The sequence below is a fragment of the Citrobacter sp. Cpo012 genome (genome assembly GCF_030333015.1).
GTDB classification, from domain to species: Bacteria; Pseudomonadota; Gammaproteobacteria; order Enterobacterales; family Enterobacteriaceae; genus Citrobacter; species Citrobacter portucalensis.
Map to the genome: position 1 here is coordinate 76,031 of NZ_JAOWGR010000039.1, position 24,575 is coordinate 100,605.

Consider the following 24,575-nt stretch of genomic DNA (forward strand, 5'->3'; position numbering starts at 1 on the left):
GAGATCGTACAGTCCTTGTAGGCCGGATAAGCAGTGCCATCCGGCATATTATGATTGTGAAACTACCACGACGCTCGGTTTCTGCGGCTTGGCTCTGACGGCTATCACCACCCCAACCATCAGCAGCGCAATACCGCTAACCGTCAGCAGAGGTGGAAATTCCTGACGCAGAATAAAGGTGTACAACAAACCGGCCAGCGTTTCGAAGACAATCAGCGGGCCGAGGATCACCGTCGGTAATTTTTGGCTGGCGACGTTCCAGCACAGTGCGCCAACCCACGAACACAATACCGCAATGGCTATCATCAGACCGATAAACACGCCCGGACGCGGACCGAAGGGTAGAGCGAAGTCCGGCGTTTGCCCGTTCAGCCACAGGCAGGCGGCAATGTAACCGAGCAGAGAAACGGGCAACGTTACCAGAGCCTGGGCCGTCGCCCACATCATCGGGTGCTTATCCGGATTCTCGCGCAGCCAGCGGGCATTACGCAGCGCATACCATGCCCAACACACCACCGAGACAAGCGCCAGCGCGATGCCGGAACCATAACGCCAGCCACTAAAGTCTGGTAACCCCTGATTCAGCTCCGAGATATTCACGCACAGCAGTCCTATACCAATCAATACCAGCGCAGGCGACAGACGCCACCATGATAATTTGCCGTCACGCTGGCTGTAGAGTAGGTTAGCGAAGACTGGGATCACCACCGGTAATGTACCAATAATCATCGTGGAGACCGGTGCGCCGGTGCGCTGGATGGCGCTTGCCAGGCAAACGTAATAAATCAGATTCCCCATCATTGTTAGCGTCAGCGCAGTTACCCAGTCTTTCCGCACGAGTTGACGCAGGCGCGCACGTCCCAGCCAGGCAATCGGCAATGCGATCAGCCCCAGCGCCAGATAACGCCCCATCGACTGCAATACCGCCGGGTATTCCGGTACGATCAGCGGTCCAACAAAAATTAATCCCCACATCAGCCCGGCCAACAGGGCATACAACACACCGCTAATCATTTTGGACATCCACATCGTTTAACAATACGTCGAGTGTAGGCAGGAAAAATGCTGCCGTATTGTATGAGATTGCTGATCAACGCCGGACGACTTGTTTCTGATAACGCACCGGCGTAATGCCGTAGCGATGGGTAAACGCGCGGGTGAGATGCGACTGGTCGGTGAGGCCGGTTGCGGCGGCGACCTCTGCGGCGGGCATACCGTAAGTGAGAAAACCTTTGGCTCGCCACAACCGGATCGCCATCAGCATCTGGTGCGGCGTGACGTGGAAATGAGACTTAAACTGGCGCTGAAAATGCCAGGGACTCAGCGATGCAACCCGCGCCAGCTCGTCGAGCGTGACCGGATGCATATAATTATCGTGCAGATACTCACGTACCCGTTCAAAGCGATGCGCCCCCTCCGTTAATACTGGCGCATGGCGGGCCAGCGGCTGGAACGTGTCGATCAGATCGAGTAGAAGGCCTTTTTGCGCCAGCGGATCTTCAGTGTTCCACAGGCCGTGGATCAGCGAGCAGATCTGGCGCGAGCGCAGCGGATCGTGACGCGTTACGTCATGAAACCACCAGTGGCGGATCCCGGTGACCTCTTCCAGAAGGTCGGGTTCAAGATAAATCATCCGATAGCGCCAGCCGTCGGCGGTTTCGGCTTCGCCGGTATGCAGCTCATCGGGATTCATGGTGACGACGGAATGGGCGGGGGCAACATACTGCGTGCCGCGATAGCGAAAACGTTCGGCTCCGGCTTCTATCGCGCCAATGCCAAACGCTTCATGGGTGTGCGGCTCGAAAGCGTAACGCGAGATGTGTGCATGATACAGCTCAACGCCCGGCACCTGCGCCAGATGGCGAAAGCGGGCGCTGTCTTTCTCATCAATAAACTGCTCAGGTACACCTTGCACGTTTTCTCTCCCCACGCATCATCCTGTCATTATCAGAGAGGATGCGCGGGGATGCCACCACAATTAACTAATTTTTAACACTTACACGATGCCTTTGACGCTGTCAGCCAACGAGGTGGTCGGGCGACCAATCAGTTTGCTCAGCGTATGGCTGTCGTCGAACAGACCACCTTTGGAGGCGCCAGTGTCTGAGTCAGCCAGCATGTCCGCCAGCCCGGCAGGCAGGCCTACACCTTTTAGCGCGGCGGCAAAATCTGCTTCGCTCAGGTTCTGATACACCACTTTTTTACCACTCTGTTTTGCCAGCTCGGCAGCCAACTGGCTCAGGGTCCAGCCTGCGTCGCCCGCCAGTTCATAAGTTTTACCGGCGTGACCGTCTTCACTGATGACGCGCGCGGCGGCAGCGGCATAGTCGGCGCGGGTCGCTGAGGCAATTTTGCCTTCACCTGCAGCCCCGATAAACACGCCGTGTTCCAGTGCAGCCGGTGCGCTGGCGAGATAGTTTTCGGTGTACCAGCCGTTACGCAGCAGCGCGTAGGCGATACCGGATTCAGCCAGCATCTTCTCGGTTGCCACATGCTCATCAGCCAGCCCCAGCGGGGAGGTGTCGGCGTGCAGCAGGCTGGTGTAGGCGATGAATTTCACGTGCGCGGCTTTCGCTGCGTTAATCACGTTGCGATGCTGCGGGGCGCGTTGTCCCACTTCGCTGGAGGAGATTAGCAGTAGCTTGTCGATACCCTGTAAGGCAGTTGTAAAGGCGGCTTCATCGCTGTAATCCGCCTGACGAACGGTAATGCCCTGCTGGCTAAGCGCCGTCGCTTTAGCGGGATTACGCACAATTGCCACAATCTGGCTGGCAGGAACGGTTTTCAGCAGAGATTCAATAACGTGTTGGCCCAGTTGGCCGGTGGCGCCGGTAATTGCGATCATGGAGTGACTCCTTGGTATTGGTCTTGTGTTTAATCACGCTAACACCTAAACTAACTTTTAGTAAGTACGCACAAAAAGGTTAGTATGAAAATGACAGCTTCGACGCTCTCCCAGCAGTTACGCGATGGCAACTTGTTTGCCGAACAGTGTCCCTCCCGTGAGGTGTTAAAACACGTCACCAGCCGCTGGGGCGTGTTGATTCTGGTGGCGCTGCGCGACGGTACGCACCGTTTCAGCGATTTGCGCCGTAAGATGGGCGGGGTCAGTGAAAAGATGCTGGCGCAATCCCTGCAAGCGTTAGAGCATGACGGGTTTATCAATCGGGTGTCGTATCCGGTGGTGCCGCCGCACGTGGAGTATAGCCTGACGCCGTTGGGTGAGCAGGTGAGCGATAAAGTCGCCGCGCTGGCGGACTGGATAGAACTGAATTTGCCGCAGGTTTTAGCGCAGCGGGACGAACGGGCTGCGTAGTTTTGTAGGCCGGATAAGACGCTATTGCGCCGCATCCGGCACGAAAATTACTTACTTAAATCCAGCTGATAAATAGCGAAACCGATGTCATCGGTCGCGACTTTCTTCAGCGGATACTGGCCTTTCTCTTTAATAAATGCCGCGGCTTTATCAGACGGTGATGTTTCAAAGCGAATATCCAGTGGTGTATCGCTATGAATTGGCGCCAGACGCCAGTTGTTATCTGCCGCCGGGTGAATTTCACCGGCACGCTTCGTCTCAGCACCAATCCAGGCCGCCAGCACCGAGCGGTTTTCATCCGGAGAAGCAAACGCGATGTGGCTGTCGCCGGTTCCGGCAAACTTACCGCCGTAGGCGCGGTAGTTGTTGGTCGCGACGAGGAAGGTGGCATTCGGATCGATTGGTTTGCCGTTAAAGGTCAGATTTTTAATACGTTCCGCTTTCGGGTTAATGGTCTGACATTCACCGTCGTAGCGAGCAGGTTGTGAAACATCAATCTGATAATTCACGCCGTCAATCACGTCGAAATTATAGGTACGGAAGCCATCCCAGTTAATCAACGACTGTGGTTTGCTGCTGTGGATATCAATCTGATTGAACTGCCCGGCAGAACATTCCAGCCACTCTTTCACGTCTTTACCGCTGGCTTTCACTACCACCAGAGTGTTGGGATAGAGATACAAATCAGCGGCGTTACGGAAGGTTAACTGACCTTTTTCGACTTCTACGAAGCTTGCCGGATCGTTCTTGCGTCCACCGACCTTAAACGGCGCGGCGGCGGAAAGTACCGGTAGTTTTGCCAGATCCGGATCGCCCTGAATAAAGTGTTCTACATAGGCTTTCTGCGCGTTGTTCACTACCTGTACGGTCGGGTCATCCTGTACCAGCGCCAGATAGCTGTACATGTTGTCGGCGGATTTACCGATCGGTTTGCTGACAAACTCACGCGTGGCGTCGTGATCGGCTTTCAGGATCTCAACGATTTTTTTGTCTTCTGCTGCCAGTGATTTTTTGGCTGCGGCGTCATAGATCGGGCGCGCCTCGGCTTTCGCCTGAGTGACCTGCCATTTACCGCTGTCGTTATTCAGCTCTAAATCCACCACGCCCAGGTGATCGCCCCACATACCCGGCATCACAGCAGGAACCCCATTCAGCGTACCTTTTGTGATATCTGCGCCTTTAATATTGGCAAAGTCTTTACCCGGGAAGACGGCGTGAGCGTGACCAAACATAATGGCATCCACGCCCGGTACTTCGCTGAGGTAATAAACGGAGTTTTCCGCCATCGTTTGATATGGGTCGGCAGAAAGCCCGGAGTGAGCAACCACCACCACGACATCGGCGCCTTTTTCTCTCATTTCCGGAACGTATTTGCGTGCAGTTTCCGTAATGTCGTTCACCGTGACTTTGCCGCTGAGGTTGGCTTTATCCCAGGTCATAATCTGCGGTGGCACAAAGCCGATATAGCCAATCTTCAGCATCTGCTTGTTCCCTTCCTTGTCGACCACCTCAGTGTCTTTGATCAAGTAAGGCGTAAATAGCGGCTTCTTGGTCTTAACGTCGATGATATTGGCGTTAACGTAAGGGAACTTCGCTCCGGCTAGCGCGTTGTGCAGATACTCCAGACCGTAGTTGAATTCATGGTTGCCGAGGTTACCCACCGCGTAATCCAGGGTATTCAGCGCCTTATATACCGGGTGAGTTTCGCCCGCTTTCAGCCCCTTGGCCGCCATGTAATCCCCGAGCGGGCTGCCCTGAATCAGATCGCCATTATCAACCAGCACGCTGTTTTTGACTTCACCACGCGCAGCGTTGATCAGACTTGCCGTACGTACCAGACCGAATTTTTCAGTCGGTGTATCTTTGTAATAATCGAAATCCATCATATTGCTATGCAAATCAGTGGTTTCCATTATACGCAGATCGACGGTCGCGGCATTGACGCTGGCTGCAATCAGCGTTGCCAGAAGCGTTGCACTAAACTTAATCATCAGGGGGCATCCTTTTAAGATCTAAGCCACAAAAGAAAATGTATATAAATCTTCTTGCTTACAGAACTGTGAATCATGACATGAATATAGCGTTTAAAACCGCAGACGCTATCACAGTTGGCGGATCCCCTGACGATCGGGTATAAGTAAAACAACGAGTTAACACCACTGACAGAAACGAGGTGGAGAATGCTAGAACATGTATGCCAGCTTGCACGGAACGCGGGCGATGCCATTATGCAGGTCTACAATGGAATCAAACCGATGGAGATTACCAGCAAGCAGGATGATTCTCCGGTCACGGCGGCAGATATCGCCGCGCATACGGTGATCCTCGAAGGATTACTGGCGCTGACGCCGGATATTCCGGTTCTGTCTGAAGAGGCGCCTCCTGGCTGGGATGTTCGCCAGCATTGGCAGCGCTACTGGCTGGTAGACCCGCTGGACGGGACCAAAGAGTTCATTAAGCGTAACGGTGAATTTACCGTCAATATTGCGCTGATCGAGAAAGGAAAGCCGGTTCTGGGCGTGGTTTACGCGCCGGTAATGAAAGTGATGTACAGCGCAGCAGAAGGTAAAGCGTGGAAAGAAGAGTGCGGCGTACGCAAACAAATTCAGGTTCGTGACGCGCGTCCGCCGCTGGTGGTCATTAGCCGCTCGCATGCCGACAATGAGTTAAAAGAGTATCTGCAACAGTTGGGCGAGCACCAGACCACCTCGATTGGCTCATCGCTGAAGTTCTGCCTGGTGGCGGAAGGGCACGCACAGCTGTATCCGCGTTTTGGGCCAACCAACGTGTGGGACACCGCCGCTGGTCATGCCGTTGCCGCCGCAGCCGGAGCGCACGTTCACGACTGGCAGGGGAAACCTCTGGATTACACCCCACGTGAATCGTTCCTCAACCCCGGCTTCCGCGTCTCTATTTACTGAGTAATTTGTGCAGCAGGGCAATTACCTGCTGCACCTCTTCCTGCGTTAATGCGCCATCTTTTGCCCACTGCACGCGTCCGTCCTTGTCGAGTACGACGATAGCGGAACTCTCTTCATCCAGTTGCCAGGCTTTACGCGCAATGCCATTGCTGTCGACAATGAATTGCGACCACGGGTAGAGCTTCTTATTGCTCTCCAGACTGCTGCGCACAAACATACCGGAGCCGGGAATGGCGTCATCCGTGTTGACAATAGTAGTGGTCTGGTATTTGTCGTGCGGCAGGTTGGCGGCTTTGATTGCCTCGATCAGCGTCGCATTTTTCTCTTTGGCGGAGGTGCGTCCGGCAATGTGTTGCACAATTCGCACTTTGCCTGGCAACTGCGCGCTATTCCAGCTTTTGTAGCTAAACTTATCGTTATCGAGAATCAGTTCGCCGCGATCGGCGATCCCCACCGGCGGTACGCGCTGGTCAGTCTCAAACTTATGTGCGGAGGCAATCATCGGCAGTAGCAGGCACGACAGCGCCAGCAGTTTTCGTAAGGTCATAGGTTTTCCTTCTTTCTTTTATTTTGCAGGTGATCCGACCACTTGGGTCTGGAATTTAATCATATGTGCGAATGATGCTTTTTCCCGCAAGCGCGATGCCAGTTTGCGGACGGGCGCACAAATCCTGCGAAAAATGAAGGCTTATACTGAAGACAGCGAAGCGTTGAAAAGATAATTCTGAATAATTGTAACTTGAAGGTAAATAAACTTATACACGCTGGAAACATCAACGAGATAGTCTATAGTCATAGGGCATTAAAATTTGCGCCTGAGGATTGTCGGACCGATTGTGGTACCGCAAAGGCGTAATGCTCAGCAGGAGACAACAATGAAAATTTTCCAACGATACAACCCGCTGCAGGTGGCGAAGTACGTGAAGATCCTGTTTCGTGGACGGTTATATATCAAGGATGTAGGCGCTTTTGAATTTGATAAGGGTAAGATTCTTATCCCAAAAGTGAAGGACAAACTGCATTTTTCCGTGATGTCCGAAGTTAACCGTCAGGTCTTGCGTCTGCAAACTGAGATGGCTTGATCAAAGTGCTATGCAGTAGTTAAAAAAACGGCTCCTGATGGGAGCCGTTGATGTTTCTATAAGGCGTTAAGACGCCTTTGCCTCTTCTTTTGCATCTGGCAGTTTTGGTACCAGAACGGTAGGTTTACTGTCCAGACGCGTCACCAGCAGCTGATCGATCTTGTAGTTATCGATATCCACCACTTCAAATTTGTAACCTGAATACTTCACCGAGTCGGTGCGTTTCGGGATTTTACGCAGCATGAACATCATAAAGCCGCCGATGGTTTCATAGTTGCCGGACTGCGGGAACTCGTCGATATCCAGCACGCGCATTACGTCATCAATCGGTGTACCGCCGTCGACTAACCATGAGTTTTCATCACGTGCCACAATCTGCTCTTCCAGACCCTGGCCTACCAGATCGCCCATCAGCGTCGTCATAACGTCGTTGAGCGTGATAATCCCCACCACCAGCGCGTACTCGTTCATGATGACGGCAAAGTCTTCGCCTGCGGTTTTGAAGCTTTCCAGCGCTTCAGAGAGCGTCAGCGTGTCCGGGACGATCAGCGTATTGCGGATCTGTACGCCGCTGTTCAACGCCATACTTTGGTTTGCCAGTACGCGGTTGAGGAGATCCTTTGAATCGACATAGCCAATGATGTGGTCGATATCTTCGTTACACACCAGGAATTTGGAGTGCGGATGTTCCGCCACCTTATTCTTCAGGCTTTGCTCATCTTCATGGAGATCGAACCAGATAATATTCTCGCGCGAGGTCATTGAAGACGGGACGGTACGGGATTCCAGTTCGAATACATTTTCAATCAGCTCATGCTCCTGCTTGCGCAGAACACCCGCCAGCGCACCCGCTTCGACCACGGCGTAAATGTCGTCCGAGGTGATGTCGTCTTTACGCACCATTGGGATCTTAAACAGACGGAAAATGTTGTTTGCCAGACCGTTAAAGAACCACACCAGCGGGCGGAAGACCAGCAGGCAGAAGCGCATCGGGTTGATGATACGCAAAGCCACAGCTTCTGGCGCAATCATACCGATGCGTTTCGGGGTTAAATCCGCGAACAGGATGAACAGGCCAGTAACCAGCGAGAACGACAGAATAAAGCTTAACTGTTCGGACAGCTCTGGAGTGAAGTACTTCGAGAAAAGGCTGTAAAACGCCGGGGAGAATGCTGCATCACCGACGATACCGCCGAGAATGGCGACCGCGTTAAGGCCAATTTGCACGACGGTAAAAAACATGCCGGGGTTTTCCTGCATCTTCAAAACACGTTGTGCGTTTACGTTGCCTTCATCGGCAAGCAGTTTAAGTTTTATTTTGCGTGATGCAGCAAGCGAGATCTCAGATATCGAGAAAAACGCACTCACGGCGATCAGGCAGAGAATGACTAAAATACTGTTTAACATATCTTATCCGACCGTTCGGGTCAGATCCTCGGAAGGGAGAAGTTGATACTCGTCGTCTTTCAAGCTGCAGGTGCGTTAGCTGCACTCATTCACCCCAGTCACATAGTTCTCTATGCTCCTGGGGATTCACGAGTTTGCCGCCTGCCTGCAACTCGAAATCCTTAGAGTATAAATCCAATGGAATATTCATTGAAAACCGGCTCGTGGAAGTGAGCCGGTAAATTCAGAAGCTAGTATAGCGTAAGGCACTGTAAAGTCGCCAGAGGGGGAAATTATCCTTGTGGCGGCAGGCAAACACCAATACCACCAATGCCACAATATCCATAAGGATTTTTGTGCAGATACTGCTGGTGATCGTCCTCGGCATAATAGAACGGGGTTGCCGTAGAGATTTCCGTGGTAATGGTGCGCTCGTCGCCTGCGGCGGTCATTGCTGCCTGAAAACGTTCAAGGCTGGCCTGTGCGGCGGCGGTTTGTTCCGGCGTTAACGGGTAAATGGCGGAGCGATACTGCGTGCCCTGGTCGTTCCCCTGACGCATGCCTTGAGCCGGGTCGTGATTTTCCCAGAACACCTGCAGCAGTTGTTCGTAGCTGATAACATGCGGGTCATAGACGATGCGTACCGCTTCGGCATGCCCGGTATCGCCAGAACACACTTCACGATAGGTTGGGTTTGGGGTGTAGCCGCCGGTGTACCCGGCTGCGGTGCTGTAGACCCCTGGCAATGACCAAAATAAACGCTCAACGCCCCAGAAGCATCCCATGGCGAAATAAGCTATCTCCATACCGTCGGGCACGTTGGTCATCGAATGTTGGTTAACCGCATGCAGCGTTGCCACTGGCATCGGGGTGTTGCGTCCAGGTAGCGCATCTGCTTGAGTAACAAGATGCTTTCTATCAAATAAACTCATGGCCGTTCTCCCGAAATCAGTCATTTGGGTTAAGGTTGTAACGAGACGCGTCTTTGCCCACAATAAACGGCGTGAATACGTCTAGAGTTAAACATAAGAAATATTTGGGTTGTCGTCTGTTTTTCAACTCTTATTGTTGATTTTTTGTTAAGCCGAGGAACGGCATAGTATTTTTTTCCAGGGGTGGGAAAAAAGGATATTCAGGAGAAAATGTGCCACATATCCGTCAGTTATGTTGGGTGGGATTACTGTGCTTAAGTGGCTCCGCCGCCGCCGCGAATGTTCGCTTACAGGTCGAAGGATTATCAGGACCGCTGGAGAAAAACGTCCGTGCGCAGCTGTCCACGATTCAAAGTGATGAAGTCACTCCAGACCGACGCTTTCGTGCGCGCGTTGATGATGCCATCCGCGAAGGGCTAAAAGCGCTGGGCTACTTTGAGCCGACCATTGATTTTGAACTGCGTCCACCGCCGGCAAAAGGCCGCCAGGTGCTGATTGCCAAAGTGACCCCTGGCGAGCCGGTGCTGATTGGTGGCACTGAGGTGATTTTGCGCGGTGGCGCGCGTACGGATAAAGATTATCTGGATCTGCTGAAAACGCGCCCGGCAATCGGCACCGTGCTGAATCAGGGGGACTATGACAACTTCAAAAAGTCACTCACCAGCGTGGCGCTGCGTAAAGGTTATTTCGACAGTGAATTTAATAAAAGCCAGCTCGGGATAGCGCTTGAGCGCCGCCAGGCGTTCTGGGATATCGATTACAACAGCGGCGAACGCTATCGCTTTGGGCATGTCACCTTTGAAGGCTCGCAAATTCGCGATGAGTATCTGCAAAATCTGGTGCCCTTTAAAGAAGGTGAAGAGTACGAGTCGAAAGATCTGGGCGAACTGAACCGTCGTCTGTCGGCGACCGGATGGTTTAATTCCGTGGTCGTCGCACCGGAGTTTGATAAAGCCCGCAAAACCAAGGTGCTACCCCTGAAAGGCGTGGTCTCACCGCGAACCGAAAACACCATCGAAACCGGGGTCGGTTATTCAACTGACGTCGGGCCACGGGTGAAGACCTCGTGGAAAAAGCCGTGGATGAACTCCTACGGTCACAGCTTGACGACCAGCGCCAGTATCTCGGCGCCAGAGCAGGTGCTTGATTTCAGCTATAAAATGCCGCTGTTAAAGAACCCGCTGGAGCAGTATTACCTGGTACAGGGCGGCTTTAAGCGTACCGATTTAAACGACACCGAGCAGGATTCCACAACGCTTGCGGTTTCCCGTTACTGGGACCTCTCCAGCGGCTGGCAGCGCGCGATTAACCTGCGCTGGAGCCTCGACCACTTTACCCAGGGTAACGTCACCAACACCACTATGCTGCTCTATCCGGGCGTGATGATCAGCCGGACGCGTTCACGCGGCGGCCTGATGCCTGTCTGGGGCGATTCCCAGCGCTACTCTATTGATTACTCGAACACCGCCTGGGGTTCAGATGTTGATTTCTCCGTCTTCCAGGCGCAAAACGTCTGGATCCGCACGTTGTACGACAGGCATCGCTTTGTGATGCGCGGTAATCTCGGCTGGATTGAAACCGGAGACTTCGACAAAGTGCCGCCGGACCTGCGTTTCTTTGCCGGGGGAGATCGCAGTATTCGCGGCTACAAATACAAATCTATTTCGCCGGAAGGCAGCGACGGCAAGCTGAAAGGGGCCTCCAAGCTGGCAACTGGCTCGCTGGAATACCAGTACAACGTGACCGGTAAATGGTGGGGAGCGATGTTTGTCGATAGCGGCGAAGCGGTCAGCGATATTCGCCGAAGCGATTTCAAAACCGGTGCCGGGGTCGGCGTACGCTGGCAATCGCCGGTTGGACCTATCAAGCTCGACTTTGCCGTCCCGGTCGGCGACAAAGATGAACATGGTTTACAGTTTTACATCGGTCTGGGGCCTGAATTATGAGTTTATGGAAGAAGATAAGCCTCGGCGTGCTGGTTTTTATCCTGCTGTTGTTAGGCACGGTGGCGTTCCTCGTCGGTACCACCTCGGGCCTGCATCTGATCTTCAAAGCCGCTAATCGTTGGGTTCCGGGTCTGGAAATTGGTCAGGTCACCGGCGGCTGGCGGGATCTATCACTGAAAAATATTCGCTACGACCAGCCTGGCGTGGCGGTGAATGCTGGTGAAGTGCATTTGGCCGTGGGGCTTAACTGTCTGTGGGACAGCAGCCTGTGCGTCAACGATCTGGCGCTGAAAAACATCAACGTGGCGATCGACAGCAAAAAGATGCCGCCATCCGCGCCGGTAGAGGAAGAAGAGAGCGGTCCGCTTAATCTTTCCACGCCTTACCCCATCACGCTTTCGCGCGTGGCGCTGAACAACATCAATATCAAAATCGATGACACCACGGTTTCAGTGCTGGATTTTACTTCCGGCCTGAACTGGCAGGAAAAAACGCTGACGCTGAAGCCAACGTCATTACAGGGGCTGCTGATTGCTCTGCCTAAAGTGGCGGAAGTGGCACAGGAAGAGGTTGTCGAACCGAAGATTCAAAACCCGCAGCCGGATGAAAAGCCGCTCGGGGAAACGCTAAAAGATCTGTTCTCAAAGCCGGTACTGCCGGAAATGACCGATGTCCATCTGCCGCTCAATCTCAATATTGAAGAGTTTCGCGGCGAGCAGCTGCGCGTGACCGGGGATACGGATTTAACAGTACATAGTATGCTGCTGAAAGTGAGCAGCATAGACGGCAACATGAAGCTCGACGCGCTGGATATCGACTCGAATCAGGGAACGGTAAAAGCCAGCGGCACGGCGCAACTGACCGACACGTGGCCGGTTGATATTACGTTAAACAGCACGCTAAACATCGACCCGTTAAAAGGCGAAAAGGTGAAGCTGAAGGTCGGCGGTGCGCTGCGCGAACAGCTGGAAGTCGGCGTCAATCTGTCTGGTCCGGTGGATATGGACCTGCGTGCTCAGACGCGCCTGGCAGAAGCCGGATTGCCGCTCAACATTGAGGTGGTGAGTAAGCAGGTTTACTGGCCGTTTACCGGTGAGAAACAGTTCCAGGCCGATGACATCAAGCTCAAACTGACCGGCAAGATGACCGACTATACGCTGTCGATGCGTACCGCCGTGAAAGGTCAGGATATTCCTCCGGCTACCATCACGCTGGATGCCAAAGGCAACGAACAGCAGATCAATCTCGACAAACTCAGCGTTGCGGCGCTGGAAGGGAAAACCGAGCTGAAAGCGCTGGTGGACTGGCAGCAGGCGATCAGCTGGCGCGGGGAGCTAACGCTGGATGGTATCAATACCGCGAAAGCGATCCCGGACTGGCCGTCAAAACTGAATGGCCTGGTGAAAACGCGCGGCAGTCTGTACGGCGGAAGCTGGCAGATGGAGGTTCCGGAGCTGAAGCTGACCGGCAACGTGAAGCAGAACAAGGTCAATGTGAACGGTTCGCTGAAGGGGAACAGCTACCTGCAGTGGACGATTCCGGGCCTGCATCTGGAGCTGGGACGCAACAGTGCGGACGTAAAAGGCGAGCTGGGGGTTAAAGACCTCAACCTCGACGCGACGATTGATGCCCCAAGCCTGGATAACGCGCTGCCGGGGTTGGGCGGTACGGCGAAAGGGCTGGTAAAAGTTCGCGGTACGGTTGAAGCACCACAGCTGCTGGCGGATATTACCGCCCGTGGTCTGCGCTGGCAGGAACTTTCCGTTGCTCAGGTGCGCGTCGAAGGCGATGTGAAATCGGCCGAGCAAATCGCCGGTAATCTCAACGTTCGCGTAGAGCGGATTGTACAACCTGACGTGAATATTGGTCTGGTGACGCTCAACGCCAAAGGCAGTGAAAAGCAGCATGAACTGCAGTTACGCATTCAGGGTGAGCCGGTTTCAGGGCAACTGGATCTTGCCGGGAGCTTTGATCGCAAAGAACAGCGCTGGAAAGGGGAGTTAAGCAATACCCGCTTCCAGACGCCGGTCGGTCCGTGGTCGCTCAACCGGGCTATCGCGCTGGATTATCGTAATCAGGAACAGAAAATTAGTATCGGACCGCACTGCTGGAACAACCCGAATGCGGAGCTGTGCGTACCACAAACCATTGATGCCGGTGCAGAAGGTCGCGCGGTGGTGAATCTTAACCGCTTCGACCTGGCGATGCTAAAACCGTTTATGCCGGAGACAACCCAGGCCAGCGGTGTGTTCACTGGCAAAGCTGATGTGAGCTGGGATACCACCAAAGAGGGGCTGCCACAGGGGCAGGTCACCCTGAGCGGACGTAACGTGAAGGTCACGCAAAGCGTGAATGATGCCCCGCTCCCCGTGGCGTTTGAAACGCTGAATCTGACCGCCGACCTGCACAACAACCGTGCCGAGTTGGGCTGGCTGATTCGTCTGACCAACAACGGGCAGTTTGACGGACAGGTGCAGGTAACGGACCCGCAAGGGCGTCGTAATCTGGGCGGTAACGTCAATATTCGCAACTTCAATCTGGCGATGGTGAACCCCATCTTCTCGCGCGGTGAAAAAGCGGCAGGGATGATCAACGCCAACCTGCGGCTGGGCGGCGATGTGCAAAGCCCGCAGTTGCTCGGACAGCTGCAACTGAGTGGTCTGGATATTGACGGTAACTTCATGCCGTTTGACATGCAGCCAAGCCAGTTAGCCGTTAACTTCAATGGAACACGCTCAACGCTGGCGGGCGTGGTGCGTACGCAGCAGGGAGAAATTAACCTGAGCGGCGATGCCGACTGGAGTCAGATAGACAACTGGCGGGCGCGTGTTGCGGCTAAAGGCAGCAGGGTACGTATTACCGTACCGCCGATGGTCCGCCTCGACGTATCGCCGGACGTGGTCTTTGAAGCCACGCCGAGCCTGTTTACTCTCGATGGCAACGTGGATGTGCCGTGGGCGCGTATCGTGGTACATGACCTGCCGGAAAGCGCGGTTGGGGTTTCCAGCGATATGGTCATGCTTAACAACAATCTGCAGCCGGAGAAACCGCAGACCGCCGGTATTCCGATCAACAGCAACCTGAATATCCACGTCGGTAACAACGTGCGTCTTGACGCCTTTGGTCTGAAAGCGCGTCTGACGGGCGATCTGAAAGTGGTGCAGGATAAGCAAGGTCTGGGACTTAACGGGCAAATTAATATCCCGAGCGGTCGCTTCCACGCCTATGGTCAGGATCTGATTGTGCGTAAGGGCGAGCTGTTGTTCTCCGGTCCGCCGGATCAGCCGTTGCTCAACATCGAAGCGATTCGTAACCCAGATGCCACCGAAGACGACGTGATCGCTGGCGTTCGCGTCACCGGTACCGCCGATGAACCGAAGGCGGAGATCTTCTCCGACCCGGCAATGTCGCAGCAAATGGCACTTTCCTACCTGCTACGTGGACAAGGGCTGGATAGCGAACAGAGCGATAGCGCAGCGATGACTTCAATGCTTATTGGTCTGGGGGTTGCACAAAGTGGTCAGGTTGTGGGTAAAATCGGGGAGACATTTGGCGTAAGCAATCTGGCACTGGACACGCAAGGGGTGGGCGACTCATCTCAGGTGGTTGTCAGCGGATACGTACTGCCAGGTCTGCAGGTGAAATATGGTGTGGGTATATTTGACTCCTTAGCGACACTCACGCTACGTTATCGTCTGATGCCTAAGCTATATCTGGAAGCAGTGTCTGGCGTAGATCAGGCACTTGATTTGCTCTATCAGTTCGAGTTTTAGCAATGCGAATATTTGTCTACGGCAGTTTACGAACCAAACAAGGCAACAGCCACTGGATGACCAATGCCCTGTTGCTGGGAAATTTCAGTATCGATAACTACCAGTTGTACAGCCTGGGCCACTATCCAGGCGCGGTTCCGGGAAATGGAACAGTACACGGGGAAGTTTATCGTATTGATAACGCCACGCTGGCAGAGCTTGACGCTCTGCGTACCCGCGGCGGTGAATACGCACGCCAGTTAATTCAAACGCCGTACGGAAGTGCATGGATGTACGTGTACCAACGTCCGGTTGATGGCTTAACGCTGATTGAAAGCGGTAACTGGTTAGACAGAGACCAGTACTGATATATCGCCTACCAGAATAAACAACGCCGCCTTCGGGTGGCGTTGTTTATTAAAGGCTTAAAACTCCACGCGCGCGCCGAGGTTATAGCGGCGTCCTTCCACCTGCGCGGATTCATTCCATGCAGTCGTCAGTTTCGGATCTTCATCCAGCACGTTGTAGATCCCTGCCATCAGCTGCGTGTGCTTATTGAGCTTATAACGTACGCCTACGTCGACCATCGTGTAGTCATCGTACTTATAGTTATTGCCGCTGTTGCGGTTACTGCTGCGGTAATTCACCGTACTCCATACGTCCAGACTCTGCGTTGCCGCCCAGTTCAGCGACAGGTTCGCCATATGGCGCGGATAATCGTTGAGCGCGTAGCCTTTGTTTACGCCGCTTTTCTGTTCGCTATGGTTCCAGGTGTAGTTAGCGTTGGCTTTTACATCGGCGCTAATCTGCCAGTCGGCATTCAGTTCTATGCCATACACGTCCGCCTTGCTGACGTTGAAGTATTTACTGACGGAGTCCGCCTTGTAGCCATTCACGGAGCACTGATTCGTCGATGTAGTTTCGCAAATGGTTTGTTCAGCAATTTTGTCTTTGAACTGCGTATAGAAGACGGTGCTATCCAGTGACAGCGCATTCCCCGTCCAGTAGAGGCCCAGCTCAGAGTTAACGCTTTGTTCTGGTTTCAGATCGTCGTTACCGACGGTCAGGAAGGGATAAGGTACGGTCGAGCCGTATGGGGTGACAAAGTCGCTGGATGTCGCACGCAGCTCAGGTTTTTTATAACCTGCGGAAACGCCGCCCTTCAGCGCCCAGTCATTGCTGAAGGCCCAGTTACCGTACATTTTCGGCGTAATATGTGTGCCAAAGTTATCATCCTGGTCCATACGCGCTGATGTGGTCAGGATGAAGTCGTCAATGCTCCAGCCGTCTTCAGCAAACAATGCCCAACCGTTACGGCTGATTTTTGTCACTGGCTCAGATCCGGGCAGCGTTTTGTTGGCCACATCAAAGCGGTCATTCAGCTCTTCGCGGGTGAAATTCGCCCCAACGGTCAGTTTATGGTTGTCGAGCGTGAAGGTGGTTTGCGAATTAGCGACGTAGTTCTCCATCTGCACATACTGCGGCGACTGGCCGTCATAAACGTACTTCGAACGGCCTTTTTCATAGTTTATGTAGTTGGTCGTTGCAATGGTGTCGTCGGCATACCAGCCGGTATGCGTTAGGGTGGCGGCGTTACGATCGAACAGCCATGACCACGGCGCGCCGCGCTTCTGGGTACGGTTTTTCTCTTGCTCACCGGTGACCACATTGAGGTCGAACAGGTTATTTTCGCTAGCGGCCAGGCCCAGCGTCATATCAACGGATTTACGGTTGTGTTTGCCGAAATAGTTATTGCGATCGTCATCGCGACGGTCGAGCCAGTCGGCCGCTACGCTAAGGCCGAGAACATCGGGCACAATCGGCCCCATGGTAAACAGATTCATCTGGCTGGTATTACCCAAATACTGGTGTTCCTGAAGCCAGGTATTGGCGGCTATTGCCGTCGTCCACTCTTTTGCGCCATACGGTTTTTTGGTAATCACGTTGACCACACCGCCGATGGCATCTGAGCCGTACAGCGAGGACATGGGCCCGCGGATAACTTCGATACGCTCAATGGCCTCCATCGGCGGTAAGAAGTTGGCTTCAGTACCGATGTCATGTCCGTAAGGGCGAGATTCACCGGTATTTTGTTTGACGCTGTTGACCATAAACGCGGTATAGGACGGGTCCATGCCGCGAATCATAATGCTGCCAGCGTTCATACCGCTGCTGTTGGTGACCGAGACGCCAGGAAGGTTTTTAATCGCTTCACCAATGCTACGGTCCGGCTGAATATCCAGCGTTTTACGATCGATAACGGAAATGGTGGCCGGCGCTTCGCGCTTTTGCTGCGAGAACCCGGATGCGGTGATCACCATTTCATCTTCGCTATTGCGTGAGGTTTCGGTGAGTTCTTCTGCCTGAGTGGGGAAAATAACACCGCCTGAGAATGCAACGATCCCTGTCAGCGTAATAAGTTGACGCGTTTTCATAATATAGACACCTGAAAAGTAAAAAATAAAAGCATCACCTTGCAGCCCAGAAAAGCTGCAAGGTGTCAGAAGCGTTTTTAATTATTAATATTTGGAGAGGTCGATTTGCATCACGTAGTCGGGCTTCACACCGGTCATTTTTTCCGGCTGTTTGACGCTGACATACAGGGTGTTGGCATCAGACGAGAGCGCCAGGCTGTTAGGTAACGCATTGGTTTCAATGCTTTGTTTTACCTGATAAGTCTTGCTGTCCACAATGCTGATGCGCTTTGCATTACGGTGGGTGATATATACTTCCTGGCGCTTTTCGTTATATATCACTGCCAGCGAGTTGATAACCTTAATGGGCGCAATAACCTTACCGGTATTAATATCAACAACCAGTACATCCGCTAAATCAGGATCGGTCAGGAATGCGCGATTATTTTTTGCATCCAAAGCAATATTCAGGAAAAAATGTTTTTTGCCTGGCTCAATACTAAAGCGGTTAAGAATTTGATGGTTAGTGGTATCCAGCGTAATAAGTTCGTTGCGGCCATTTACGACATACAGGCGGTTCTTATTGGCATCTACGGCCATGCCGGTCGGATACTGGCCCATGTTTTCAAGGGTGGCGATTTTCTCGCGCTTTTGCGTATCCACCACCCAGACAATGCCCTTTTCAGCCACGCCGGAAACGTACAGGCGGTGATGCTGTTTATCGAGCACCATTTCGCGGGTATGGACAATTTCTTTCGAGTTTTTGGCTTCGCTCAGTTGCAGTATTGCCAGCTCTTTACCGCTGCGGGTATCAATGAGCGTGACCGAACCCTCCAGCGTGTTGCCGACATAGAGCACCTGGTTTCCTGCATCCAGGGCAGTGGCAAAGGCACGACGGCTGGTTTCGATAACTTCAGTCGTGGTGAGCTTCTCCAGATCGAGTTTATAGATAAGCCCGCTGGTTTTATCTTTATCAAACGACGGCGACGAGGCAGCAAAAAGCGCATTCTGCTGGCTATCAACCGCCAGTTCATACACGCCGTTGCCAACGTCGCGGGTCAGAAAATCTTGCTCAGGTAGCGTCTGCGCCACGCTGGACAGGCTGGTAAATAACAGTGCTGTGGCGAGAGCCACGCAGGAATAGCGTTTCAGGGACTTCACATTGTGGAGGTTCATTGACTTTTATTCACATTTATTTACATGATGAGAATGATAATGAGATCTAATCCCATTCGCAATTGAGATAAATGAAATGTGACTACCCAATCTGGTAGGTCAAAAAGAAAACAGCGAAGGGGAGGGGGAAAAGAAAATAGAAATTAAAAAACCCTTACTAACCAGGGGCTGGCGTTCAGGGCTTTAAGCTAACGCGAACTTACTTCTTCGCGCGCTCGAAGGAAGCAACGATTTCAGCTTTAGCAGCTTCAGCGTTGTCCCAACCGTCAACTTTCACCCATTTGCCCGCTTCGAGATCTTTGTAGTGTTCGAAGAAGTGGGTGATCTGCGCTTTCAGCAGTTCCGGCAGGTCGGTCACATCTTTGATGTGATCGTATTCTTTGCTCAGCTTGGTGTGCGGTACCGCAACCAGTTTCGCATCTTCACCGGATTCGTCGGTCATTTTCAGTACGCCAACCGGACGGCAGCGGATCACTGAACCTGGCTCCAGCGGGTACGGAGTCGGGACCAGAACGTCTACCGGGTCACCGTCCAGAGACAGGGTGTGGTTGATGTAACCGTAGTTGCACGGATAGAACATCGCGGTGGACATGAAGCGGTCAACGAACAGGGCGCCGCTCTCTTTGTCAACTTCGTATTTGATCGGATCTGCGTTTGCAGGGATCTCGATAACAACGTAGATATCTTCCGGCAGGTCTTTACCGGCAGGGACGTTGAGTAAGCTCATGTCTGTTTCCTTTAAATAAGCTATGGCAAACAAGTGGCGGGTATTATAGCCAACTCGCGCGGAATGTCTCCGCTTGTTTTCGCTTTCTCTGCGTGCATTTTCTTCTTTTTATCTCTCTTTCGTGACAGAAAAATCCATATCTTCAGCCGCATTTTTCATAGCGAGATGAAAGCGATTACAAAGTTGTGATTAACGTTTTATTTACTTTTTTGAAGTGTGATGTAACGCAATCCGTTACATGCTCAATTGTCTATAGTTTTTTCGCAACGGTTAATTAACCAACAATAATCACCCTACGAGGACGCACTTATGTGGAAGCGCTTACTTTTAGTCACAGCAGTTTCGGCAGCCATGTCGTCTATGGCAATGGCAGCCCCTTTAACCGTAGGATTTTCGCAGGTTGGCTCTGAATCCGGCTGGCGCGCCGCAGAAACCAACGTCGCGAAAAGCGAGGCCGAAAAGCGGGGAATTACGCTGAAAATCGCTGATGGCCAGCAAAAGCAGGAAAACCAGATTAAAGCAGTCCGCTCATTTGTTGCGCAGGGCGTCGACGCCATCTTTATTGCGCCGGTCGTGGCAACGGGTTGGGAGCCGGTTTTAAAAGAAGCTAAAGATGCCGACATTCCGGTCTTTTTGCTCGATCGTTCCATCGATGTAAAAGACAAATCTCTCTATATGACCACCGTCACCGCCGACAACGTGCTGGAAGGTAAATTGATCGGCGACTGGCTGATTAAACAAGTGGACGGCAAGCCGTGTAACGTCGTTGAGCTGCAAGGGACCGTTGGGGCCAGCGTGGCGATCGATCGTAAGAAAGGCTTTGCTGAAGCTATTGCCAGTGCGCCAAACATCAAAATTATTCGCTCTCAGTCCGGTGACTTCACCCGCAGTAAAGGGAAAGAAGTGATGGAGAGCTTTATCAAAGCGGAAAACAACGGCAAGAACATCTGCATGGTTTACGCCCACAACGATGACATGGTGATCGGTGCGATTCAGGCGATCAAAGAAGCGGGCCTGAAACCTGGCAAAGATATTCTCACCGGTTCTATCGATGGCGTACCGGATATCTACAAAGCGATGATTGACGGTGAAGCCAACGCCAGCGTCGAGCTGACGCCAAATATGGCTGGCCCGGCATTCGACGCACTGGAGAAATTCAAAAAAGACGGCACGATGCCTGAGAAGCTGACCATTACCAAGTCGATCCTCTATCTGCCGGATACGGCAAAAGAAGAGTTAGAGAAGAAGAAAAACATGGGCTACTAAGCCTTCATGAAAATGCCGGGGGCGCTGCGCTTGCCCGGCCTACATTACGCTCTTTTGTAGGCCGGATAAGCGTAGCGCCATCCGGCGTGATGCAGGGGGAACCATGACCACCGACCAACATCAGGAAATCCTCCGCACCGAAGGATTAAGCAAATTCTTTCCCGGAGTCAAAGCGTTGGATAACGTGGATTTCAGCTTGCGTCGTGGCGAGATTATGGCGCTGCTGGGAGAAAACGGAGCCGGCAAATCGACGCTCATCAAAGCGCTGACCGGCGTTTACCATGCCGATCGCGGCACTATCTGGCTCGAAGGCCAACCGATTTCCCCCAAAAACACCGCCCATGCCCAGCAACTGGGGATTGGCACCGTGTACCAGGAAGTGAACCTGCTGCCCAATATGTCGGTTGCCGATAACTTATTTATTGGCCGTGAGCCGCGGCGTTTTGGCCTGCTTCAGCGCAAGCAGATGGAAAAACGCGCGACGGAGCTGATGGCGTCATACGGTTTTTCCCTCGACGTGCGCGAGCCGCTGAACCGCTTTTCCGTGGCGATGCAACAAATCGTCGCCATCTGTCGGGCGATCGATCTCTCCGCAAAAGTGCTGATCCTCGATGAGCCGACCGCCAGCCTTGATACTCAGGAAGTTGAAATGCTGTTTGGCCTGATGCGACATCTGCGCGATCGGGGCGTCAGCCTGATCTTCGTCACCCACTTTCTTGATCAGGTTTATCAGGTCAGCGATCGCATTACCGTTCTGCGTAACGGCGGCTTCGTTGGCTGCCGTGAAACCCGAGAACTGCCTCAGATCGAACTGGTCAAAATGATGCTGGGCCGTGAACTGGATACCCATGCGCTACAGCGTGCGGGCCGCACGTTGCTGAGTGATAAACCGGTGGCGGCATTCAGCGGCTTTGGCAAAAAAGGCACCATCGCGCCATTTGATCTACAGGTGCGTCCCGGTGAGATCGTCGGTCTCGCCGGACTACTGGGATCCGGGCGAACGGAAACGGCGGAGGTGATCTTCGGTATTAAACCCGCCGACAGCGGAAGTGCGCTGATCAAAGGCAAACCGCAGACTTTGCGCTCGCCACATCAGGCTTCGTGTCTGGGGATCGGTTTCTGTCCGGAGGATCGCAAAACGGATGGCATTATTGCCGCCGCTTCGGTGCGGGAAAACATCATTCTGGCATTGCAGGCGCAGCGCGGCTGGCTGCGGCCTATTCCTCGGAAAGAGCAAAACGAGATTGCCGAGCGTTTTATCCGCCAGCTTGGTATTCGTACTCCGAACGCTGAGCAGCCGATCGAATTTCTCTCCGGCGGTAATCAGCAAAAAGTACTGCTCTCGCGCTGGTTACTGACCAAACCACAGTTCCTGATCCTCGATGAACCCACGCGTGGTATCGACGTTGGCGCGCATGCGGAGATCATTCGCCTGATCGAAACGCTGTGCGCGGATGGTCTGGCGCTGCTGGTCATTTCATCCGAACTGGAAGAGTTAGTGGGCTATGCCGATCGGGTCATTATTATGCGCGATCGCAAACAGGTGGCCGAGATCCCCCTGGCTGAACTGTCCGTACCGGCGATCATGAACGCCATTGCGGCCTAAGGAGACTATGGTGATGCCTCAATCTCTCCCTCAATCCAATCCGTCTAAACGGCGGTTCCGTTGGCCAAAGGGGATGCCACAGCTGGTGGCGTTACTGCTGGTGCTGCTGGTGGATAGCCTGGTCGCCCCGCATTTCTACCAGGTGATTTTGCAGGATGGTCGGCTGTTCGGTAGCCCGATTGATATTCTCAACCGTGCCGCGCCCGTGGCGCTGTTGGCGATTGGTATGACGCTGGTGATTGCTACCGGCGGCATCGACCTTTCCGTGGGGGCAGTCATGGCTATTGCTGGCGCTACTACTGCGGCGATGACGGTGGCCGGGCACAGTCTGCCGGTAGTGCTGCTTGCCGCCTTAGGCTCCGGCATTCTGGCTGGGCTGTGGAACGGGATTCTGGTGGCCATCCTCAAGATCCAACCGTTTGTCGCCACGCTAATCCTGATGGTGGCCGGGCGCGGGGTGGCGCAGCTTATCACCTCCGGGCAGATCGTCACCTTTAACTCGCCCGAACTGTCATGGTTTGGCAGCGGCTCGCTCCTACTATTCCCCACGCCGGTAATTATTGCACTGCTCACGCTGGTGGTGTTCTGGCTGCTGACGCGGAAAACGGCGCTGGGTATGTTTATCGAAGCGGTGGGTATCAACATTCGTGCGGCAAAAAACGCCGGGGTGAACACCCGCATTATCGTGATGCTCACCTATGTGCTGAGCGGCCTGTGCGCGGCTATCGCTGGCATTATCGTCACGGCGGATATCCGGGGGGCAGATGCCAATAACGCCGGATTATGGCTGGAGCTGGATGCCATCCTGGCGGTGGTTATCGGCGGCGGGTCGCTGATGGGCGGGCGCTTTAACCTGCTGCTGTCGGTGGTAGGCGCATTGATTATTCAGGGCATGAACACCGGGATTTTGCTGTCGGGCTTCCAGCCGGAACTGAATCAGGTGGTCAAAGCCGTGGTGGTGTTGTGTGTGCTGGTCGTGCAGTCGCAACGCTTTATCAGCCTGATAAAAGGAGTGCGTGGTCATGATAAAACGTAATTTACCGCTGATGATCACCCTCGGCGTGTTTGTGCTGGGTTATCTCTACTGCCTGACGCAGTTTCCCGCTTTTGCTTCCACCCGGGTCATTTGCAATATCCTGACCGATAACGCCTTTCTGGGCATCATTGCCGTAGGCATGACCTTCGTAATCCTCTCTGGCGGGATCGACCTTTCCGTTGGCTCGGTGATCGCCTTTACCGGCGTATTTCTGGCAAAGGCCATTGGCTATTGGGGCATTTCCCCGCTGCTGGCGTTCCCTTTGGTTTTGCTGATGGGCTGCGCGTTTGGTGCGTTTATGGGGTTACTGATTGATGCGCTGAAGATCCCGGCATTTATTATCACCCTGGCGGGAATGTTCTTCCTGCGCGGCGTCAGCTATCTGGTCTCAGAAGAATCCATCCCAATTAACCATCCGGTTTATGACACGCTCTCAAGCCTGGCATGGAAAATTCCCGGTGGTGGTCGCCTGAGCGCGATGGGATTGCTGATGCTGGCGGTTGTCGTCATCGGCATATTCCTGGCGCACCGTACGCGCTTTGGTAATCAGGTTTACGCGATTGGCGGCAACGCCACTTCTGCCAACCTGATGGGCATCTCAACCCGCAGCACCACCATCCGCATTTATATGCTGTCTACCGGGCTTGCGACGCTTGCCGGCATTGTCTTTTCCATTTACACCCAGGCGGGCTATGCGCTGGCGGGCGTTGGCGTCGAACTGGATGCGATAGCCTCAGTTGTGATTGGCGGAACGCTGCTCAGCGGTGGGGTCGGTACAGTGTTAGGGACGTTGTTTGGCGTCGCTATTCAGGGGCTGATCCAGACCTACATTAATTTTGACGGCACATTAAGTTCCTGGTGGACGAAGATCGCGATTGGCATTTTATTGTTTATTTTTATAGCGTTACAACGCGGTCTGACGGTGCTTTGGGAAAATCGTCAAAGCTCGCCGGTTACCCGAGTGGGTACGGCGGCAACACCAAAGTAACATCCTGATTTTGAACAAAACATTTAA

At 53.4% G+C, this 24,575-nt stretch carries 20 protein-coding genes; 10 read left to right on the top strand and 10 right to left on the bottom strand.

The window, feature by feature from the left end:
- Positions 1-48: 48 nt before the first annotated feature.
- The 3 genes from OGX90_RS14200 to OGX90_RS14210 form a co-directional block, all read right to left on the bottom strand.
- The gene (locus tag OGX90_RS14200) at positions 49-1,014 is read right to left on the bottom strand and encodes a DMT family transporter (protein WP_048236274.1); all 966 of its coding nucleotides are present in this window, start codon (positions 1,012-1,014) and stop codon (positions 49-51) included.
- A gap of 76 nt (positions 1,015-1,090) precedes the next feature.
- Positions 1,091-1,915: an AraC family transcriptional regulator gene (locus OGX90_RS14205; protein WP_020996259.1), complete on the bottom strand. Its 825-nt coding sequence runs from the start codon at positions 1,913-1,915 to the stop codon at positions 1,091-1,093.
- A gap of 81 nt (positions 1,916-1,996) precedes the next feature.
- Entirely contained in the window at positions 1,997-2,845 is an 849-nt protein-coding gene (locus tag OGX90_RS14210) for an SDR family oxidoreductase (protein WP_060682842.1), read from the bottom strand.
- Positions 2,846-2,935: 90 nt separating this feature from the next.
- Here OGX90_RS14210 and OGX90_RS14215 point away from each other — a divergent pair, with 90 nt between their 5' ends.
- Positions 2,936-3,316 carry a winged helix-turn-helix transcriptional regulator gene (locus tag OGX90_RS14215; RefSeq protein WP_032934267.1) on the top strand — a complete coding sequence of 127 codons (381 nt, stop codon included), beginning with the start codon at positions 2,936-2,938 and terminating at the stop codon, positions 3,314-3,316.
- A 47-nt stretch (positions 3,317-3,363) separates the two neighbouring features.
- On the opposite strand, the gene cpdB is transcribed toward OGX90_RS14215, so the two are convergent.
- Positions 3,364-5,307: a 2',3'-cyclic-nucleotide 2'-phosphodiesterase gene (cpdB, locus tag OGX90_RS14220; protein ID WP_219987358.1), complete on the bottom strand. Its 1,944-nt coding sequence runs from the start codon at positions 5,305-5,307 to the stop codon at positions 3,364-3,366.
- A gap of 189 nt (positions 5,308-5,496) precedes the next feature.
- On the opposite strand from cpdB, the gene cysQ reads away from it, so the two are divergent.
- Positions 5,497-6,237: a 3'(2'),5'-bisphosphate nucleotidase CysQ gene (gene cysQ, locus OGX90_RS14225; protein WP_153753860.1), complete on the top strand. Its 741-nt coding sequence runs from the start codon at positions 5,497-5,499 to the stop codon at positions 6,235-6,237.
- Here cysQ and OGX90_RS14230 read toward each other — a convergent pair.
- Positions 6,227-6,784, bottom strand: coding sequence for a YtfJ family protein (locus tag OGX90_RS14230; protein ID WP_003830421.1), 558 nt, complete (start codon positions 6,782-6,784; stop codon positions 6,227-6,229). The two genes, cysQ and OGX90_RS14230, sit on opposite strands and share 11 nt — an antisense overlap.
- 328 nt (positions 6,785-7,112) lie before the next feature.
- Here OGX90_RS14230 and OGX90_RS14235 point away from each other — a divergent pair, with 328 nt between their 5' ends.
- On the top strand, positions 7,113-7,319 hold the full coding sequence (locus OGX90_RS14235) for a DUF1107 domain-containing protein (RefSeq protein ID WP_003025710.1): 207 nt from the start codon (positions 7,113-7,115) through the stop codon (positions 7,317-7,319).
- A gap of 66 nt (positions 7,320-7,385) precedes the next feature.
- Here the strand turns inward: OGX90_RS14235 and paeA are convergent, their stop codons facing one another.
- Together paeA and msrA are read right to left on the bottom strand one after the other, a co-directional pair.
- Complete coding sequence (paeA, locus tag OGX90_RS14240) at positions 7,386-8,726, bottom strand: polyamine export protein PaeA (RefSeq protein WP_003830418.1); 1,341 nt, start codon at positions 8,724-8,726, stop codon at positions 7,386-7,388.
- 272 nt (positions 8,727-8,998) lie between these two features.
- Positions 8,999-9,637, bottom strand: coding sequence for a peptide-methionine (S)-S-oxide reductase MsrA (gene msrA, locus OGX90_RS14245; RefSeq protein WP_204192202.1), 639 nt, complete (start codon positions 9,635-9,637; stop codon positions 8,999-9,001).
- Positions 9,638-9,849: 212 nt separating this feature from the next.
- Here msrA and tamA point away from each other — a divergent pair, with 212 nt between their 5' ends.
- The 3 genes from tamA to OGX90_RS14260 are packed head-to-tail and all read left to right on the top strand — an operon-like array spanning position 9,850 to position 15,703.
- The gene (tamA, locus tag OGX90_RS14250; RefSeq protein WP_003025718.1) at positions 9,850-11,583 is read left to right on the top strand and encodes an autotransporter assembly complex protein TamA; all 1,734 of its coding nucleotides are present in this window, start codon (positions 9,850-9,852) and stop codon (positions 11,581-11,583) included.
- Entirely contained in the window at positions 11,580-15,356 is a 3,777-nt protein-coding gene (tamB, locus tag OGX90_RS14255; RefSeq protein ID WP_079934466.1) for an autotransporter assembly complex protein TamB, read from the top strand. The genes tamA and tamB overlap by 4 nt, the downstream gene beginning before the upstream one ends.
- A 2-nt stretch (positions 15,357-15,358) precedes the next feature.
- Complete coding sequence (locus tag OGX90_RS14260) at positions 15,359-15,703, top strand: gamma-glutamylcyclotransferase family protein (RefSeq protein ID WP_003025723.1); 345 nt, start codon at positions 15,359-15,361, stop codon at positions 15,701-15,703.
- 57 nt (positions 15,704-15,760) lie between these two features.
- On the opposite strand, the gene OGX90_RS14265 is transcribed toward OGX90_RS14260, so the two are convergent.
- The 3 genes from OGX90_RS14265 to ppa form a co-directional block, all read right to left on the bottom strand.
- A complete protein-coding gene (locus OGX90_RS14265; RefSeq protein WP_020996258.1) occupies positions 15,761-17,770 on the bottom strand; it encodes a TonB-dependent receptor domain-containing protein in 2,010 nt (669 codons plus the stop codon).
- An 84-nt stretch (positions 17,771-17,854) separates the two neighbouring features.
- Positions 17,855-18,925, bottom strand: coding sequence for a 7-bladed beta-propeller protein YncE (gene yncE, locus OGX90_RS14270; RefSeq protein WP_286624119.1), 1,071 nt, complete (start codon positions 18,923-18,925; stop codon positions 17,855-17,857).
- Between the two features lie 199 nt (positions 18,926-19,124).
- Positions 19,125-19,652 (bottom strand): inorganic diphosphatase, encoded by a 528-nt coding sequence (gene ppa / locus OGX90_RS14275; protein ID WP_003025726.1) that lies wholly within the window; start codon positions 19,650-19,652, stop codon positions 19,125-19,127.
- 309 nt (positions 19,653-19,961) lie between these two features.
- Between ppa and ytfQ the strand changes: the two genes are divergently transcribed.
- From ytfQ to yjfF, 4 genes are all read left to right on the top strand, one after another.
- The gene (gene ytfQ, locus OGX90_RS14280) at positions 19,962-20,918 is read left to right on the top strand and encodes a galactofuranose ABC transporter substrate-binding protein YtfQ (RefSeq protein WP_003025728.1); all 957 of its coding nucleotides are present in this window, start codon (positions 19,962-19,964) and stop codon (positions 20,916-20,918) included.
- A gap of 103 nt (positions 20,919-21,021) precedes the next feature.
- Positions 21,022-22,524: a galactofuranose ABC transporter, ATP-binding protein YtfR gene (ytfR, locus tag OGX90_RS14285; RefSeq protein ID WP_048212855.1), complete on the top strand. Its 1,503-nt coding sequence runs from the start codon at positions 21,022-21,024 to the stop codon at positions 22,522-22,524.
- 13 nt (positions 22,525-22,537) lie between these two features.
- Entirely contained in the window at positions 22,538-23,560 is a 1,023-nt protein-coding gene (ytfT, locus tag OGX90_RS14290) for a galactofuranose ABC transporter, ATP-binding protein YtfT (RefSeq protein WP_003830397.1), read from the top strand.
- Positions 23,547-24,548, top strand: coding sequence for a galactofuranose ABC transporter, permease protein YjfF (gene yjfF / locus OGX90_RS14295; protein WP_008786036.1), 1,002 nt, complete (start codon positions 23,547-23,549; stop codon positions 24,546-24,548). The genes ytfT and yjfF overlap by 14 nt, the downstream gene beginning before the upstream one ends.
- Positions 24,549-24,575: the final 27 nt, after the last annotated feature.

Bases quoted from the DNA above. Each gene is read 5' to 3' on its own strand.
- paeA (WP_003830418.1), bottom strand. From the start codon at position 8,726: ATGTTAAACAGTATTTTAGTCATTCTCTGCCTGATCGCCGTGAGTGCG.
- ppa (WP_003025726.1), bottom strand. From the start codon at position 19,652: ATGAGCTTACTCAACGTCCCTGCCGGTAAAGACCTGCCGGAAGATATC.
- ytfT (WP_003830397.1), top strand. From the start codon at position 22,538: ATGCCTCAATCTCTCCCTCAATCCAATCCGTCTAAACGGCGGTTCCGT.
- OGX90_RS14200 (WP_048236274.1), bottom strand. From the start codon at position 1,014: ATGATTAGCGGTGTGTTGTATGCCCTGTTGGCCGGGCTGATGTGGGGA.
- OGX90_RS14235 (WP_003025710.1), top strand. From the start codon at position 7,113: ATGAAAATTTTCCAACGATACAACCCGCTGCAGGTGGCGAAGTACGTG.
- cysQ (WP_153753860.1), top strand. From the start codon at position 5,497: ATGCTAGAACATGTATGCCAGCTTGCACGGAACGCGGGCGATGCCATT.
- OGX90_RS14210 (WP_060682842.1), bottom strand. From the start codon at position 2,845: ATGATCGCAATTACCGGCGCCACCGGCCAACTGGGCCAACACGTTATT.
- OGX90_RS14265 (WP_020996258.1), bottom strand. From the start codon at position 17,770: ATGAAAACGCGTCAACTTATTACGCTGACAGGGATCGTTGCATTCTCA.
- OGX90_RS14260 (WP_003025723.1), top strand. From the start codon at position 15,359: ATGCGAATATTTGTCTACGGCAGTTTACGAACCAAACAAGGCAACAGC.
- tamB (WP_079934466.1), top strand. From the start codon at position 11,580: ATGAGTTTATGGAAGAAGATAAGCCTCGGCGTGCTGGTTTTTATCCTG.
- OGX90_RS14230 (WP_003830421.1), bottom strand. From the start codon at position 6,784: ATGACCTTACGAAAACTGCTGGCGCTGTCGTGCCTGCTACTGCCGATG.
- ytfQ (WP_003025728.1), top strand. From the start codon at position 19,962: ATGTGGAAGCGCTTACTTTTAGTCACAGCAGTTTCGGCAGCCATGTCG.
- msrA (WP_204192202.1), bottom strand. From the start codon at position 9,637: ATGAGTTTATTTGATAGAAAGCATCTTGTTACTCAAGCAGATGCGCTA.
- cpdB (WP_219987358.1), bottom strand. From the start codon at position 5,307: ATGATTAAGTTTAGTGCAACGCTTCTGGCAACGCTGATTGCAGCCAGC.
- yncE (WP_286624119.1), bottom strand. From the start codon at position 18,925: ATGAACCTCCACAATGTGAAGTCCCTGAAACGCTATTCCTGCGTGGCT.
- OGX90_RS14215 (WP_032934267.1), top strand. From the start codon at position 2,936: ATGACAGCTTCGACGCTCTCCCAGCAGTTACGCGATGGCAACTTGTTT.
- ytfR (WP_048212855.1), top strand. From the start codon at position 21,022: ATGACCACCGACCAACATCAGGAAATCCTCCGCACCGAAGGATTAAGC.
- yjfF (WP_008786036.1), top strand. From the start codon at position 23,547: ATGATAAAACGTAATTTACCGCTGATGATCACCCTCGGCGTGTTTGTG.